The following is a 14,568-nucleotide window of genomic DNA, read 5'->3' as shown; positions in this document are numbered from 1 at the left end:
CGGCGTCCCCGTACCGCGCCGGCTCCCGCCCATCGTATGTTCGATCGGCGCGGTTCGCTCCGGGATGAGGCGGCCGGGGTCCAGGACCGCCCGGCGTCAGCCCTGCCGTGAACCGAGCACGCAGAACTCGTTGCCCTCCGGATCCACCAGCACCACCCACGACTCCTCACCGGTCTGCCCGATGTCCGCGTGCCGCGCGCCGAGCGCCAGCAGCCGGGTCACCTCCGCGTCCCGGTCGTCGGGGCGGAAGTCCAGATGCAGCCGGTTCTTGACGGTCTTCGGCTCGGGCGCGGGAACGAACAGCAGCCCCGGCACACGGTCCTTCTCGGGCCGGATCTCGAACTCGTCCGCCGCGTCGTTCACCACGACCCAGCCGAGCGCTTCGGTCCACCACCGCCCGAGGGCCTCGGGATCGGCCGCGTCCACGATCACTTGCTCCCATTCCAAGGTCATGGGGCAAGAGTAGAGAAGACCGTCACGAACGACGTGACCACGACACTGGGAGGCATCCGCATGGCGCGCCCGATCACCGCAGGGATCGACGGAACCGAGGAGAGCCTGGCCGCGCTCGACTGGGCGGCCAGGGAGGCGGTCCGCCGGGGGCTCCCCCTGCGGGTGGTGCAGGCCTGGCGGTTCCAGCCCCACGACGCGCTCGACGCGGCGGACCAGCAGACACAGGCGGGGTGGGTGCGGGACGCGGTGGACGAGGCGGCCAAGGCCGTCACCGCGCGCCATCCCGGGCTCGACGTCGCCACCGAGGTGCTGGCGGGGGAGACGGCCGACACGCTGGTCGGCGCGGCGGCCGACGCCGAGATGCTGGTGCTCGGTTCGCGCGGCTACGGACCGGTCGTCGGCTTCCTGCTCGGTTCCGTGGGGCAGCAGGTGATCGCCGAGGCGACCAGGCCGGTGGTCCTGGTGCGGGCCGACGACCAGCCCACCGGTGAGGCGGCGGGCCGCGAGATCGTCGTCGGACAGCAGGGCGAACCGGGGGACAGCGCCGAGTCGCTGCGGTTCACGTTCGAGACGGCCGCCGCCCGCGGGGCCGGCGTGCGGGCGGTACGCGCCTGGTCACTGCCGCCGGTGTTCGCCTACAGCCCCGGCTCGATGCAGCTGCTCGACGAGGCCGGCGGCCTGGAGCCGTACGAGAAGAAGGCGCTGGCCGAGGCGCTGCAGCCGTGGCGGGAACGCTTCCCGGACGTCCCCGTGGCCGAACACGTGGAGATGGGCAGCGCGGGACAGGTGCTCCTGTCGGTGGCCGCGCGGGCCCAGCTCATGGTCGTCGGGCGCCGCGCGCACCGCACGGCCGTCGGCGCGCGCATCGGATCCGTGGCGCACGGGGTGCTGCACCACGCGGGCTGCCCGGTGGCCGTGGTGCCGCACCGCTGAGTCACTCGGCGGTCGTGGGCTGCAGGGTCTCCCGCGCCGTGGGGAGGATGTTCTGGATGTAGTCCTCGACCGCCGTGTCAAGCCCGATGTCGTGCTGGGCCTGCTCGGACAGGTACCAGCGGTGTTCGAGCAGTTCGTGGTAGATCTCGGCCGGGTCCATCGAGCCGCGCAGTTCGAGCGGCACGGCCCGGACCGTGGGCCGGAACACGTCCCGCACCCAGCGGTGCGCGAGCACCTCCGGGCGGGCGGCGAGGGGGTCGCCCGGAGCGTAGTCGTCCTGGGTGGCCATCCAGCTCTCCAGGTCGTTCAGCAGCCGGCGCGCCTGGTTCTCCTCGGTGTCCAGGCCCGTCAGGCGCAGCAGCTGGCGCTGGTGGTGACCGGCGTCGACGACCTTGGGCACGAAGGTGACGGTGTCGCCGTTGGAGGAGTGCTGGATCTGCATCTCGGCCACGTCGAAGCCGAGTTCGTTGAGGCGGCGGATCCGGCGCTCGATGTAGTGGTACTTGCCCGCCGGGTAGACGGAGCTGCGGGTCAGTTCCTCCCACAGGCCCCGGTAGCGGGCGCAGATCTCCATGCCGAACTCGATCGGGTCAACGGACGGGTGCAGCGCCCCGGACGCCTCCAGGTCCAGCAGCTCGCCGCTGATGTTCACGCGGGCGAGGTCGAGGTCGTACTCCCGCTGCCCGGTGCTGAGCTGGGGGTGCAGGTCGCCGGTCTCGGCGTCCACGAGGTAGGCGGCGTAGGCGCCGGCGTCGCGGCGGAAGAGGGTGTTGGACAGGGAGCAGTCGCCCCAGGCGAAACCGGCGAGGTGGAGGCGGACGAGGAGCACGGCCAGGGCGTCCATGAGGCGGTGCATGGTGGCCGGCCGCATCGTCGTCTCGAACATCGACCGGTACGGCTGCGAGCCGCGCAGGTGCCGGGTGATGAGCACCGGCTCCAGCGGGTCGCCCGCGTCGTCGAGGCGCCCGGTGACCACGCCCAACGCGTCCACCGCGGGGATGCCGAGCCGGTCCAGGTCGCGCAGCAGCTCGTACTCGCGCAGGGCGGGGCGCTCGGCGAGCTCCTTGACGGCGATCACCTCGTCGCCGGCGCGGGCGTAGCGCACCACGTGCCGGGAGATGCCGCGCGGCAGCGGGACCAGGTACTCCTCCGGCCACTCCTCCAGGGGCAGTTGCCACGGCAGGGCCAGCAGGAGCGCGGGGTGCTCCGGGTTCGTCGCGCTGATCTGCAGTGCCATGGGTCGCGTGTCCTTGCCTCGCGGGTGATCGTCACCTCACCTTAAAGGGCGCGCTCCCTGGCCTGAAGTGCCGCTTCACGGACCGGACCGCGCAGCGCGGGGCCGTGCCCGGGCAGCAGGAGATCACCGTCCAGGGCGGCGAGGACGTCCAGCGAGGCCAGCGCCCGCACGCGGTCGTGCTGGAACATGTCGGGCAGCAGCTGCGGGCCGTGCACGGGGGACGTGGCATGGCCGGTGGCCAGCGCGTCTCCCGAGATCACGACACCGACGTCGGGCAGATGGAAGGCGGCATGCCCGTCGGTGTGCCCGGGCGTGTGCACCGGCACGGGCCGGCCGGGCAGGTCCAGCGGGCCCGCCGTGGGGAAGGGCTGTGCGGCGGCGACCGGGACGTCGGCGGTGCCGCCGGAGCGCAGGGCGCGCAGCGCCCAGGGCAGGACGCCGGGGCGCCGGCTGTTGCGCACGATCTGTCCGACGGTGATCTGCTGCAGGAACTCCCGGCGGGCGTGCGGCACTTCGGCCTCGTGCAGGTAGACGGGCGTGCCGTAGGCGCGGCGCAGGAACTCCGCGGAGCCCAGGTGGTCGTTGTGGGCGTGGGTGATCAGCACGGCCGCGATCGCCTCCGGCGCGCTGCCCACCGCCTCCAGGGAGGCGAGGAGCTGTTCCCGGTCGCCGAGGTAGCCGGTGTCGACAAGGGTGACCTCGTGCCCCTCGGTGATGATCACCCAGTTGGTGTCGCTGCCGTGCACCAGGTGGATGCCGTCGGCGACCTGCCGCACCTCTGCCCGCATGACCGCCCCGTGTCCCGAGTGCCTGTTCGACGCCCTCAGGAAAGCAGACCCGGGCCGGACCGGAACCGTCGGGTCCGGGCCAAAGTGGGTGCCAGAGGGAAAGGCGGCCTCCGGCACCGTCCGCCGGAGGCCGCCCCCGCGTGCGCCGGAAGCGGCCGCCTCTCCGCCTCAGCGCACGCCGTGCGGGCGGAACTGGATGCTGATCCGCGGTCCCGTGGCTCGCGTGGTCTTCGGTACGCAGTGCTCCCAGGTGCGTTGGCAGGAGCCGCCCATCACGATCAGGTCGCCGTGTCCGAGCGGACGGCGCACCGACTCGCCGCCGCGTGCCGGACGCAGCAGCAGGTCGCGGGGCGCGCCCACCGAGAGGATGGCGACCATGGTGTCCTGCCGGGCGCCCCGCCCGATCCGGTCGCCGTGCCAGGCCACGCTGTCGCGTCCGTCGCGGTAGAAGCACAGCCCGGCGGTGGTGAAGGGCTCGCCCAGCTCGTCGGCGTAGTGCGCGGACAGGGCGGCTCGGGCCTCGTCCAGCACCGGGTGGGGGAGGGCGTCGTCCGCCCCGTAGAAGGCCAGCAGGCGCGGTACGTCCACGACGTGGTCGTACATCGTGCGGCGCTCCGCCTTCCAGGGCACCTCGGCGGCCAGCCGTTCGAACAGTTCGTCGGCGCCGGCGAGCCAGCCTGGCAGCACGTCGATCCAGGCGCCCAGGCCGAGCACCGTACGGCGGATCCCGTCGAGGGGGCCGAGGCGGAGCTGGTCGGTCTGGTCGAAGAGCGAGCCCTGGAGGTGCCTGGTCATGACACCATCGTACTCCTGATTCGAAAATCTGTTCCCATGTATTCCCGCAGTTCTGTGCTCCGCGGTCTGTCGGCGCCTTTTGATACACCGATGCATCGGATACATTCGTGTATCGAACGAAGGGGCGGCATGACGACAGAGCGGACGGCGCCGAGGGTGACCAGGCGCCGGGTGCGGACGCGGGCGAACCTGCTGGACGCCGCGTTCGCGGTGTTCGCGGCCAAGGGCTTCGGGCGCGTCTCGATCGAGGAGGTCTGTGAGGCGGCCGGCTACAGCCGGGGCGCCTTCTACTCCAACTTCGCGAGCCTCGACGAGCTGTTCTTCGCCCTCTACCGGCAGCGCGCCGACCTCATCGCCGAACAGGTCGCCGGCGCCCTCGCCCTGGACGGCCCCGACCTCGACGTGCCCGCCGCCGTGGACCGCGTCACCGAGGTGCTGCTGCTCGACCTGGACTGGCTGCTGGTCAAGACGGACTTCCTGGTGCACGCCGCCCGCGATCCCCAGGTGGCCGACTCGCTGCTCGAACACCGCGCCCGGCTGCGCGGCGCGATCGCCGACCGGCTCCGGCGCGCCCGGGGCCGCGCCGAACTGCCCGCCGTGCTCGGCGACGTCGACGGCGCCGCCCGCGCCGTGGTCGCCGCGTACGACGGCGTGACCGCCCAACTGCTGCTGGACAAGGACGTCGAGGGCGCCCGGGTCTGGCTGGGGCGACTGCTCACCGCGCTGCTGAGTGACGGCAGCGGCAATCCCCAACGAGCCCACTGAGAAAACGAGCCCACTGAGAAAGGGAACGGACGCCATGGATGCGGACGTCATCGTCGTCGGAGCGGGCCTCGCGGGCCTGGTCGCCGCGCACGAGCTCACCAGCCGGGGCCGCAGGGTCGCCCTGGTGGACCAGGAGAACGCGGCCAACCTCGGTGGCCAGGCCTTCTGGTCCTTCGGCGGGCTCTTCCTCGTCGACACCCCGGAGCAGCGCCGCCTCGGCATCAAGGACTCCTTCGAGCTGGCCTGGAGTGACTGGCAGGGCAGCGCGCAGTTCGACCGCACGGACGACGAGGACTCCTGGGCGGTGCGCTGGGCGCGCGCGTACGTCGAGTGGGCGGCGGGGGAGAAGCGGTCCTGGCTTGAGCGGCACGGGATCAGGTTCCTGCCGACGGTCGGCTGGGCCGAACGCGGCGACCTGCGCGCCGACGGGCACGGCAACTCCGTCCCCCGCTTCCATGTCACCTGGGGCACCGGCACCGGCGTCGTGGAACCCTTCGTCAACTACGCCAAACAGGCCGCCCGTGACGGGCTGCTGACCTTCCACCACCGCCGCCGGGTCGACGAACTCGTCATCGAGGACGGCACCGCGCGAGGCGTGCGCGGCACGGTCCTCGCCCCGGACGACGTGGCCCGCGGCGTCGCCTCCAACCGCGACCGCGTCGGCGAGTTCGAGCTCACCGCCCGCGCCGTGGTCGTCACCACCGGCGGCATCGGCGCCAACCACGACATCGTCCGCCGCTACTGGCCCGAGCGCCTGGGCTCCGCGCCCGCCGAGATGGTCACCGGCGTCCCCGCCTACGTCGACGGCCGCATGCTCGACATCAGCGCCGAGGCCGGTGTACGGCTCGTCAACCGCGACCGCATGTGGCACTACACCGAGGGCCTGCGCAACTGGGACCCGATCTGGCCCGGCCACGGCATCCGCATCCTGCCCGGCCCGTCCTCGATGTGGTTCGACGCCCTCGGCCGCCGCCTGCCCGAGCCCTGCCTGCCCGGCTACGACACCCTGAGCACCCTCAAGTACCTGCGCACCACCGAGGACATCGCCGGACACGACCACTCCTGGTTCGTCCTCACCCAGAAGATCATCGAGAAGGAGTTCGCGCTCTCGGGCTCCGAGCAGAACCCCGACATCACCGCCAAGGACAAGGCCGCGGTCCTGAAGAACCGTCTCGGCAAGGGCGCGCCCGGCCCGGTGGACGCCTTCCTGCGTAACGGCGCCGACTTCGTCACCGCGCCCACCCTGGAGCAACTGGTCGCGAAGATGAACGAGTTGACGGACAAGCCGCTGCTCGACGCGGCCGAGGTGCGCCGCCAGATCGAGGCCCGCGACCTGCAGATCGCCAACCCCTACAGCAAGGACGCCCAGGTCCAGGGCATCCGCAACGCCCGCCGCTACATCGGCGACCGCCTCGGCCGCGTCGCCACCCCGCACCGCATCCTGGACCCGGCCGCGGGCCCGCTGATCGGCGTCAAGCTCAACATCCTGACCCGCAAGACCCTCGGCGGCATCCAGACCGACCTCGACTCGCGCGCCCTGGGCACCGACGGCACGCCGATCGAGGGCCTGTACGCGGCCGGTGAGGTGGCCGGCTTCGGCGGCGGCGGCGTCCACGGCTACAACGCGCTGGAGGGCACCTTCCTCGGCGGCTGCCTCTTCTCCGGACGGGCCGCAGGGCGGGCGGCGGCGAAGCAGACCGCCTGAGTCACGCGCCGAGGAGCCGCGCAAGGACCGAGGCGTGGCTCTGCTCGGGGTCCTTCGACGCGGTCAGCAGCGTGACGGGCCCCTTTCGGGCCAACCTCCGTACCTTGTCGAGGAGTTCAGCTGCCTCCGGAGTGTCCAGCTCCGCCTCGTACCGGCCGCTGAACTCCTCGTAGGAGCCCTCGCCCGCGTGGTACCAGCGCCGCAGCTCGGTCGACGGCGTCAGGCCCTTGGGCCACTCGTCCACGTGCGCCGCGTCCTTGGACAGGCCGCGCGGCCACAGCCGGTCGACGAGGACACGGACGCCGTCCTCCGGCTCGGGCGATTCATAGACACGTCGCACACGAACGCTCACTTCGGACCTTTCTCCGGTGACGGGCGATTTCGAGCCTACTGCCGGAGTGTCAGGGGACACTGCGTGACTTGGCCGAAAGGTGGAGGCATCCCGGTGGTCCGGGCCCCTAGCCTGAGGCCGATGATCACCAGCCACCCCCCAGGAGCGCACGTGCGACAGTCCCGCCGACACACCCTCGGACGCGCCACCGTGACCATGACGATTCCCCTGGCGGTCGCGGCCCTGCTGGTCGGCACCGGGACCGCGGTCGCCGCCACCGGAGGAGCGCCCGGCGTGGGCGACCCCTACTTCCCGCTCGCGGGCAACGGTGGCTACCACGTCGAGCACTACGGTCTGACGCTCCGTTACGACACCTCGAGGGGCCGGCTCGACGCCACCGCCGTCCTCACCGCCCGCGCCACCCAGAGCCTGGCCCGCTTCGACCTCGACCTCGAGGGCCTGAAGGTCACCGGCGTGAACGTCGACCACGCCAGGGCCGCCTTCCGCCGCGACGGACAGGAACTCGTCGTCACCCCGCGCCGGGCCCCGAGCGCGGGCGAGGAGTTCCGCGTCACCGTCGCCTACCAGGGCAGCCCGAAGCCGGTCACCGACCCTGACGGCTCGGCCGACGGCTGGATCCCCACCGGCGACGGCGCCTTCGTCGCAGGCGAGCCGCAGGGCGCCATGACCTGGTTCCCGGCCAACGGCCACCCCAGGGACAAGTCGTCGTACGACATCATGATCACCGTCCCCAACGGGCGCACCGCCGTCTCCAACGGCCGCCTGGTCTCCCAGCGCACCGCGCACGGGTGGACCACGTTCCACTGGCAGCAGAGCGAGCCCATGGCCGCCTACCTCGCCACCGCCACCGTCGGCAGGTTCAAGGTGGAGCAGTACACCACCCGCGACGGCATCCGCGTCTACAACGCCGTCGACGCGCGGGAGGCCTCGGCCGCGGCGCCGGTGCTGAAGAAGCTGCCGTCCGTCCTGGAGTGGGAGAGCGGGCTCTTCGGGCCCTACCCGTTCCGCAACGCCGGGTCGATCGTCGACCACGCGAAGGTCGGCTACGCGCTGGAGACCCAGTCGCGGCCGGTGTACGACGCGGCGCCCGACCTGAGCACCCTCGTCCACGAGAACGCCCACCAGTGGTTCGGCGACTCCGTCTCGCTCACCTCCTGGAAGGACATCTGGCTCAACGAGGGCTTCGCGACCTACGCCGAGTGGCTCTACCGCGAGCAGCACGGCGGCGACAGCGCACAGAAGACCTTCGACTCCCTCTACGCCCGCCCGGCGACCGACGGCCTGTGGGCCTTCCCGGCCGGCGACCCCGGCAGCGGCAAGAACATCTTCGCCGCCCCCGTCTACGCCCGCGGCGCCATGACCCTGCACGAACTGCGGGGGGCCGTCGGCGATCCGGTCTTCTTCCGCATCCTGCGCGCCTGGGCGGGCGAACACCGGGGCGGCCACGGCACGACCGCGCAGTTCGTGCGCCTCGCCGAGCGGGAGTCCGGCAAGAACCTCGACTCCCTGTTCACCACCTGGCTCTACACCGCGGGGAAGCCGAACAGCGCCTGAAAGCTGACGAGTTCCTCACATGTGTGGGTCACAGTCGACCTGTGATCATGAAGAGACCGCACGCCGTCCTGCTCGTCGCCTCCCTGTTCCTCACCGGATGCGGCGGCGGGGCGGAGGCCTCCTCGGGCCACCCCTCCGGCTCGGCGACCGCCGGGCCGGGCACGCCCGACACCAGTTCCCTCACCTCGCCCTGGCCCGTGATGACCGTCCAGGCGGCGCCCCTGGAACTGCCCGGGCTCGGACCGAGGACCACGGCCCAGATCCCCTCCGACGCCCGCCAGGTCGTCGTGGTCAGCGGCAGGGCCCGGAACTCCCCGCTGGCCACGGTGGCGTTGTACGAGCGCACGGCGACGGGCTGGCAGGCCGGTGCCGAATGGCCGGCGCACAACGCGCTCAAGGGCTGGTCCGACCACCACATGGGCGGTGACCTGCGCTCACCGATCGGCGTGTTCGGCCTCACCGATGCCGGCGGCCTGCTCGCCGACCCCGGCAGCAGACTGCCGTACCACCGATCCGGCGATTTCGTCGCACCTGGCACGGGGTTCGAGGGCGAGCCGCTCGCGGGCGCCTTCGACTACGTCCTCGCGATCAACTACAACCGCCGGCCGGGTACTTCGCCCCTGGACTGGACCCGCCCGCTCGGCTCGGACCGCGGCGGAGGCATATGGTTCCACGTCGACCACGGGGGCCCCACCCACGGCTGCGTCAGCGTCTCCGAGCAGCACATGAAGGAACTGCTGCACACCCTCGACCCGGACCGCCACCCCGTCGTCGTCATGGGCGACGCCGGGTCCCTGGCCCGCTGAGCGCCTAGGATCCGCCAGGTGTGCGCACATGTGCTGGTCGCCGAGGACGACGAGATGCAGGCCGAACTCATACGCCGCTCCCTGCTGGCCGAGGGCCACACCGCGACGGTGGTCCACGACGGGGCGGCCGCGCTGGACGCCGCCCGCCGCCTCGGACCCGACCTCGTGGTGCTCGACCTGATGCTGCCCGTGGTCGACGGGTTCGGGGTGTGCCGGGTGCTGCGCGCAGGCGAGCAGGACATCCCGGTGGTCATGCTGACCGCGCGGTCCGAGGAGGACGACGTGCTGCTCGGCCTCGAACTGGGCGCCGACGACTACATGACCAAGCCGTACAGTCCCCGCGAGTTGATGGCCCGCATCCGCACGGTGCTGCGGCGCAGCGGTCGCGAGGCCGGAGTGCGGGAGGATCCCGTCGTCCGCGCGGCCGGCCTCGCGGTCGATCCGGAGCGGCACGAGGTGCGCTGCGAGGGAGAACCGGTGGAGTGCACGCCGGCCGAGTTCCAGATCCTGCTCGCCATGGCGGGGGAGCCGGAACGGGTCTTCACCCGGCGGCAGTTGCTCCAGTGCACCCGCGGCTTCGACCGGGCCTCCACCGAACGGGCCGTCGACGTCCACATCATGAACCTGCGCAAGAAGATCGAGGCCGACCCGCGCCGCCCGGTCCGGCTGCTGACCGTGTTCGGCGTCGGCTACAAGCTGAGCGGCGCCCGCCCGTGAAGCGACGCATACCCCTGCGCAAACGACTGCTGGTGAGGCTGCTGTTCGCGTCGGCGCTCATCGCGGTGTGCTCGGTGGCGGCGACGACCTGGCTGGCGGTGCAGACCACCACCCGCGCGCTGCGCGAGGAGCAGGGCCAGGACCTCGCCGACGACCTGCGCATCCTGGCCAGGCTGAGCGGGTACGCCGCCACCCACCCCGACTGGAAGGGCGTGCAGCCCCTCGTCACCGACCTGGCCGCGCGGACCGGACGCCGTATCGCCCTGACCGCCACGGACCGCACGCTCATCGCGGACTCGGCACGCAAGGGCACCGCCCTGCCCCTCGGCGCCGCAGCCGCTGTCGACCCCCTGCGCACCGACACCTACACCCAGCCCGGCGCACAGCTCAGCGGCGTCGACCCGCGGGCCGTCGGCCCCTACCGGCTCACCGCGCACGAACGCGCGGAACTGGACGCGATGGCCGAGAAACTGCGTTCCTGCGACTCCCGGTTCGGCCTCGAGCTCAAGATCCAGCACACCCCGAGCGGCCGCCCCGTCCTGCTCAACCCCGACGGCAGCGACGGTACGGACACCCTGGCCCAGGAGTGCGGCTACGGGCTGAACCACCCTGTGCGCACCGAGCAGAAGGCGCTGGACGCGCTGACCGCGTCCGCCCGCGCCTGCCTCAAGGACCACGGTCTGGGCCTGCGGGAACCGCTGTACCTCTATCTCAACCCGACCGGCAGGAACCCGCTGAGCCGTTACGCCCTCGCCAAGTACCCCAAGGCGGGCAACGAACAGGCCCTGAAGACCGCACAGAGCTGCACCGAGGCCGCCCTGCGCGCCCAACTCGACCCGTACGTCGCGCCGGTGGCCGACCTCTACCTCGGCGGAGGCGAGGCCACCCCGCCCCGCTTCGACATGTCCCCGGCCAACAAGGCGAAGATCGTCGGGGTGGTCGGTCTCGTTCTCGCCGTGACGGTCGCGGTGACCGCTGCCGTCGCCACCCGCCTGGTCCGGCCGCTGCGCGCCCTCACCGAAGCGGCTCAGCAGCCGCCGGAACTGCACGTCCGGGTGCCGGTCACCACCCGGGACGAGACCGGCATCCTGGCCGAGGCCTTCAACGACCTGACCGAACGCCGGGAACGCATCGAGGCCCAACGCAAGGCGATGGTCAGCGACATCGCGCACGAACTGCGCAGCCCGCTCACCAACATCCGCGGCTGGCTCGAGGTCACCCGGGACGGCGTGGTCGCCCCGGACCCCGCCCTGCTCGGCTCCCTGCACGAGGAGGCGCTGGTCCTGCAGCGCGTCATCGACGACCTCCAGGACCTCGCGGCGGCCGACGCGGGCACTCTGCGCCTGCACACCGAGCCGGTCGCCGCCGAGGAACTCCTCGGCCAGGTCGCCGCCGCCCACCGCGTCGCCGCCGAGGCGGCCGGAGTCACCGTGCGCAGCGAGGTCGACGCCTCGCCGTGGATCGACGCCGACCCCCTGCGCATGCGGCAGGCACTGGGCAACCTGGTCTCCAACGCGCTGCGGCACACGCCCGCCCACGGCACGGTCACGCTGGCCGCCCGCCGGCACGGCGACGAGGTCGTCCTCACCGTCACCGACACCGGCACGGGCATCGCCCCGCAGGACCTGCCGCACGTCTTCGAGCGCTTCTGGCGCGCCGAGAAGTCCCGCAGTCGCCGCACCGGAGGCAGTGGGCTCGGCCTGCCGATCGTCCGCCACCTGGTCGCCGCCCACGGCGGCACGATCGTGGCGGGCGGCGAGCCGGGAGCCGGGGCCGTGTTCACGCTGCGCCTGCCGGCCGCGGAGGCACCTCCCGACTGACCGGCGCGCTACGCGCCGCCCCGGCGTGCCGCGGCGCGCCGCCGACGCTGCAGGGCGCGTCGTTCCGTCTCCCCGGTGCCGCCCCACACACCCAGGATCTCCCCGTGGTCCAGCGCCCATTCCAGGCACTGCTCCCGCGCCGGGCAGCGCGCGCACACCGCCTTCGCCTTTTCCGTCTGCAGCAACGCGGGGCCGGAGGTGCCGATCGGGAAGAAGAGCTCGGGATCCTCGTTACGGCACGCGGCCTGGTCTCGCCAGTTCTCCATGAATTGTCACCTGCGATCGAAGTCGTACGTGCCCTCGCGAATGGCTTACTCGTTTTCGGGTCACCTGTCGATGCGCGAGTGAAACGACCGAAGTCGCGAAGAAACGGTGTTCACCGCTCACGCACGCCGCACGAGGAGCCGTACGCGGTCAGCAGATCGAGGAACGGGCGGGCCGGGAACGCCTCGGGACCGAGCACGCCCGAGCTCGACCAGGCACCGGTGGCGAGGAGTTCGACGACGTCCGACAGACCCGGAAGCTCATCGCGCTCCGCGGGCGCTCAGCGCGGTCGGCCGGATCGACACCAGGTTCCTGCTCGGCACGATCGCCGCAACACCGCGGACAACTGCGCCGGACGTTCGGCTTCGGCGAGGGCCTGACGTCCGAAGGCTGAGATCACCCGTCCGAACTCCTGGACGGTGCTGCGATAGTGAACCCTGGCCATGAAAGATGTAACGAGCAACCAGGAAGCCAGTGGACACGAGCGAGAGCAGCACCGAACCGCAGCGGGCGACCCCCTCGGACGAGGAGGCGCAGGACCCGCCCCGGCGCGGCTGGCGCCGCTGGGCGATGGACACCCGCCCGCTGCGCATCCCGGCCTACCGGCGCCTGTGGTCCTCGACGATCGTCACGGCCGTCGGCAGCCAGCTCACCGCGGTCGCCGTGCCCAAGCAGATCTACGACATCACCGGCTCCTCGGCCTGGGTCGGCGCCGCCAGCCTCGCCGGACTGCTGCCGCTGATCGTGTTCGCCCTGTGGGGCGGCGCGGTCGCCGACACCATGGACCGCCGCAGGCTGCTGCTGATCACCAACACCGGGATCGCCGTGACCTCGCTGCTGTTCTGGCTGCAGGCCGTCACCGGTCTCGAGTCGGTGGCCGCGCTGATGGTCCTGCTCGCGATGCAGCAGGCGTTCTGGGGTCTGAACGCCCCCGCCCGCAATGCCTCCATCGCCCGGCTGGTCCCCGAGGAGGAACTGCCCGCCGCCAACGCGCTCGGCTCGACCGTCATGCAGACCGGCCAGGTCGTCGGACCGCTCCTCGCCGGCGTCCTGATACCGGTCATCGGCCTGCCCGAGCTGTACCTGATCGACGCCCTCGCGCTCTGCGTGACCGTGTGGGCGGTCTACCGGCTGCCCTCCCTGCCACCCCTCGCGGGTGCGGCCGTGCGCCGAGCGGGCGTACGGCAGATCGCGGAGGGGTTCCGCTACATCTCCCTGCACCGGGTGCTGCTGCTGTCCTTCCTCGCGGACATCATCGCGATGGTCTTCGGCATGCCCCGCGCCCTGTTCCCGCAGCTCGCCTCCCAGGCCTACGGCTCCTACGGCGAAGGGCTCGCGCTCGGCCTGCTGTTCGCGGCGATACCGATCGGCGCCGTGCTCGGCGGACTGTTCTCCGGTACCTTCTCCCGGGCCCGCCGGCACGGCTGGATGGTCATCGGCGCCGTCGTCACCTGGGGTCTTGCGATCACCGGCTTCGGGCTGAGCGGCGACCTCTGGGTCGCGGCCGCCTTCCTCGCCGTGGCCGGGCTCGCCGACATGGTCTCCATGGTCTTCCGCGGGGCGATCCTGCTCTCCGCCGCCACCGACGAGATGCGTGGCCGCATGCAGGGTGTCTTCACGGTCGTCGTCGCGGGCGGGCCACGCCTGGCGGACGTGCTGCACGGCACTGCGGGCTCCGCCTTGGGCCCCCGCGCGGCGGTCGCGGGCGGCGGGCTCCTGGTAGTCGCCGTGATGCTCGCTCTGACCGCCGCGGTACCGGCCCTGCGCCGTTACCGCGTCTAGTGTCTGCCGCGGCACTGGGCCGGTGCGAACAGGTGTGGGCCTACAGCCTGCCGTGTCGGCGTGTCGCGTACTGCTCCATGAGCTTGCCCCGGGTGATCTCCAGGCGGTGGGCGAGGATCTCGGCGACGCTGCGCACCAGGACGATCCCGAGCCGCGGGTCCTCCTCGCACAGCCCGAGCACCCGCGCCGCGTCGAACTCGTAGGCGCGCACCGGGCTGAAGGCCTCCGCGCCGAAGTCCCACTCGTGCGGCGGGAACAGCCACGACCAGCCCAGCAGATCGCCCGCGCCCAGGCTCGCCACGGTCACCCGCTGCAGCGAGCTGACCCGCTGGTCGAGGGAGACCGCCCCCGAGCGGATGACCCAGAAGCGGTCGGCCCGGCCGCCCGCCTCGAAGATCCGGGTGTCCTCCGGGAAGGAGACCTCCTTCGCGAGCGTCATCAGGCGCTGGCGCTGGGGCGGGGGAAGGGCGGTCAGCAGCTTCGTCGCTTTGGTCATGACGCGGGGCTCCTCGCCGGCGTGGGATGAGGTCTTTCCCTACGCCCATTTCAGCCGCTCCGGGCGCTGTGAGCACCTTGGCGGACGGTAGTTGCGGCAAA

15 protein-coding genes and 1 pseudogene are annotated in these 14,568 nt (G+C 72.2%); 8 read left to right on the top strand and 8 right to left on the bottom strand.

All coding sequences use genetic code 11. The features are described 5' to 3' along the window. Positions 1-96 precede the first annotated feature (96 nt). Complete coding sequence (locus ACIRVK_RS17155) at positions 97-453, bottom strand: VOC family protein (RefSeq protein ID WP_404247701.1); 357 nt, start codon at positions 451-453, stop codon at positions 97-99. A 60-nt stretch (positions 454-513) separates the two neighbouring features. Here ACIRVK_RS17155 and ACIRVK_RS17150 point away from each other — a divergent pair, with 60 nt between their 5' ends. Beyond that, on the top strand, positions 514-1,386 hold the full coding sequence (locus ACIRVK_RS17150) for a universal stress protein (RefSeq protein WP_404247988.1): 873 nt from the start codon (positions 514-516) through the stop codon (positions 1,384-1,386). Position 1,387: 1 nt separating this feature from the next. Here ACIRVK_RS17150 and ACIRVK_RS17145 read toward each other — a convergent pair whose 3' ends face one another. The 3 genes from ACIRVK_RS17145 to ACIRVK_RS17135 all read right to left on the bottom strand — a co-directional run bounded on the left by ACIRVK_RS17145 (position 1,388) and on the right by ACIRVK_RS17135 (position 4,206). Beyond that, a complete protein-coding gene (locus ACIRVK_RS17145) occupies positions 1,388-2,623 on the bottom strand; it encodes a DUF4032 domain-containing protein (RefSeq protein ID WP_404247699.1) in 1,236 nt (411 codons plus the stop codon). A 41-nt stretch (positions 2,624-2,664) separates the two neighbouring features. Beyond that, entirely contained in the window at positions 2,665-3,411 is a 747-nt protein-coding gene (locus ACIRVK_RS17140; RefSeq protein ID WP_404247697.1) for an MBL fold metallo-hydrolase, read from the bottom strand. Positions 3,412-3,579: 168 nt separating this feature from the next. After that, positions 3,580-4,206 carry an alpha-ketoglutarate-dependent dioxygenase AlkB gene (locus tag ACIRVK_RS17135; protein ID WP_404247695.1) on the bottom strand — a complete coding sequence of 209 codons (627 nt, stop codon included), beginning with the start codon at positions 4,204-4,206 and terminating at the stop codon, positions 3,580-3,582. A gap of 129 nt (positions 4,207-4,335) precedes the next feature. Between ACIRVK_RS17135 and ACIRVK_RS17130 the strand changes: the two genes are divergently transcribed. Together ACIRVK_RS17130 and ACIRVK_RS17125 are read left to right on the top strand one after the other, a co-directional pair. Next, entirely contained in the window at positions 4,336-4,971 is a 636-nt protein-coding gene (locus ACIRVK_RS17130) for a TetR/AcrR family transcriptional regulator (RefSeq protein ID WP_404247693.1), read from the top strand. 34 nt (positions 4,972-5,005) lie between these two features. Beyond that, a complete protein-coding gene (locus tag ACIRVK_RS17125) occupies positions 5,006-6,676 on the top strand; it encodes an FAD-binding dehydrogenase (protein WP_404247691.1) in 1,671 nt (556 codons plus the stop codon). Between the two features lies 1 nt (position 6,677). Here ACIRVK_RS17125 and ACIRVK_RS17120 read toward each other — a convergent pair whose 3' ends face one another. After that, a complete protein-coding gene (locus ACIRVK_RS17120) occupies positions 6,678-7,028 on the bottom strand; it encodes a DUF488 domain-containing protein (RefSeq protein WP_404247689.1) in 351 nt (116 codons plus the stop codon). A 195-nt stretch (positions 7,029-7,223) separates the two neighbouring features. Between ACIRVK_RS17120 and ACIRVK_RS17115 the strand changes: the two genes are divergently transcribed. Genes ACIRVK_RS17115 through ACIRVK_RS17100 form a run of 4 tightly spaced genes read left to right on the top strand, consistent with a single transcriptional unit; the run spans position 7,224 to position 11,925 of the window. After that, on the top strand, positions 7,224-8,582 hold the full coding sequence (locus tag ACIRVK_RS17115; RefSeq protein WP_404247687.1) for a M1 family metallopeptidase: 1,359 nt from the start codon (positions 7,224-7,226) through the stop codon (positions 8,580-8,582). 47 nt (positions 8,583-8,629) lie between these two features. Then, positions 8,630-9,388 carry a L,D-transpeptidase family protein gene (locus ACIRVK_RS17110; RefSeq protein ID WP_404247685.1) on the top strand — a complete coding sequence of 253 codons (759 nt, stop codon included), beginning with the start codon at positions 8,630-8,632 and terminating at the stop codon, positions 9,386-9,388. Positions 9,389-9,406: 18 nt separating this feature from the next. Continuing rightward, entirely contained in the window at positions 9,407-10,105 is a 699-nt protein-coding gene (locus ACIRVK_RS17105; protein WP_404247683.1) for a response regulator transcription factor, read from the top strand. Beyond that, a complete protein-coding gene (locus ACIRVK_RS17100; protein ID WP_404247681.1) occupies positions 10,102-11,925 on the top strand; it encodes a sensor histidine kinase in 1,824 nt (607 codons plus the stop codon). Before ACIRVK_RS17105 ends, ACIRVK_RS17100 begins: the two co-directional genes overlap by 4 nt. A gap of 8 nt (positions 11,926-11,933) precedes the next feature. Here ACIRVK_RS17100 and ACIRVK_RS17095 read toward each other — a convergent pair whose 3' ends face one another. Next, positions 11,934-12,191 carry a WhiB family transcriptional regulator gene (locus ACIRVK_RS17095; RefSeq protein WP_404247679.1) on the bottom strand — a complete coding sequence of 86 codons (258 nt, stop codon included), beginning with the start codon at positions 12,189-12,191 and terminating at the stop codon, positions 11,934-11,936. A 110-nt stretch (positions 12,192-12,301) separates the two neighbouring features. After that, positions 12,302-12,427: pseudogene (locus ACIRVK_RS17090) on the bottom strand (ATP-binding protein); the annotation flags it as partial. 236 nt (positions 12,428-12,663) lie between these two features. On the opposite strand from ACIRVK_RS17090, the gene ACIRVK_RS17085 reads away from it, so the two are divergent. Beyond that, positions 12,664-13,971: an MFS transporter gene (locus tag ACIRVK_RS17085; RefSeq protein WP_404247677.1), complete on the top strand. Its 1,308-nt coding sequence runs from the start codon at positions 12,664-12,666 to the stop codon at positions 13,969-13,971. Positions 13,972-14,011: 40 nt separating this feature from the next. Here the strand turns inward: ACIRVK_RS17085 and ACIRVK_RS17080 are convergent, their stop codons facing one another. Continuing rightward, positions 14,012-14,467: a cyclic nucleotide-binding domain-containing protein gene (locus ACIRVK_RS17080; protein WP_404247675.1), complete on the bottom strand. Its 456-nt coding sequence runs from the start codon at positions 14,465-14,467 to the stop codon at positions 14,012-14,014. Between the last annotated feature and the right edge of the window lie 101 nt (positions 14,468-14,568).

Source organism: Streptomyces sp. NPDC101152, from assembly GCF_044768275.1.
Classification (GTDB): Bacteria; Actinomycetota; Actinomycetes; order Streptomycetales; family Streptomycetaceae; genus Streptomyces.
The sequence above is the reverse complement of the archived record's forward strand: the minus strand, read 5'-3'. Positions and strand labels throughout refer to the sequence as shown.

Bases quoted from the DNA above. Each gene is read 5' to 3' on its own strand.
- ACIRVK_RS17150 (WP_404247988.1), top strand. From the start codon at position 514: ATGGCGCGCCCGATCACCGCAGGGATCGACGGAACCGAGGAGAGCCTG.
- ACIRVK_RS17140 (WP_404247697.1), bottom strand. From the start codon at position 3,411: ATGCGGGCAGAGGTGCGGCAGGTCGCCGACGGCATCCACCTGGTGCAC.
- ACIRVK_RS17155 (WP_404247701.1), bottom strand. From the start codon at position 453: ATGACCTTGGAATGGGAGCAAGTGATCGTGGACGCGGCCGATCCCGAG.
- ACIRVK_RS17115 (WP_404247687.1), top strand. From the start codon at position 7,224: ATGACGATTCCCCTGGCGGTCGCGGCCCTGCTGGTCGGCACCGGGACC.
- ACIRVK_RS17130 (WP_404247693.1), top strand. From the start codon at position 4,336: ATGACGACAGAGCGGACGGCGCCGAGGGTGACCAGGCGCCGGGTGCGG.
- ACIRVK_RS17095 (WP_404247679.1), bottom strand. From the start codon at position 12,191: ATGGAGAACTGGCGAGACCAGGCCGCGTGCCGTAACGAGGATCCCGAG.
- ACIRVK_RS17110 (WP_404247685.1), top strand. From the start codon at position 8,630: ATGAAGAGACCGCACGCCGTCCTGCTCGTCGCCTCCCTGTTCCTCACC.
- ACIRVK_RS17145 (WP_404247699.1), bottom strand. From the start codon at position 2,623: ATGGCACTGCAGATCAGCGCGACGAACCCGGAGCACCCCGCGCTCCTG.
- ACIRVK_RS17125 (WP_404247691.1), top strand. From the start codon at position 5,006: ATGGATGCGGACGTCATCGTCGTCGGAGCGGGCCTCGCGGGCCTGGTC.
- ACIRVK_RS17080 (WP_404247675.1), bottom strand. From the start codon at position 14,467: ATGACCAAAGCGACGAAGCTGCTGACCGCCCTTCCCCCGCCCCAGCGC.
- ACIRVK_RS17135 (WP_404247695.1), bottom strand. From the start codon at position 4,206: ATGACCAGGCACCTCCAGGGCTCGCTCTTCGACCAGACCGACCAGCTC.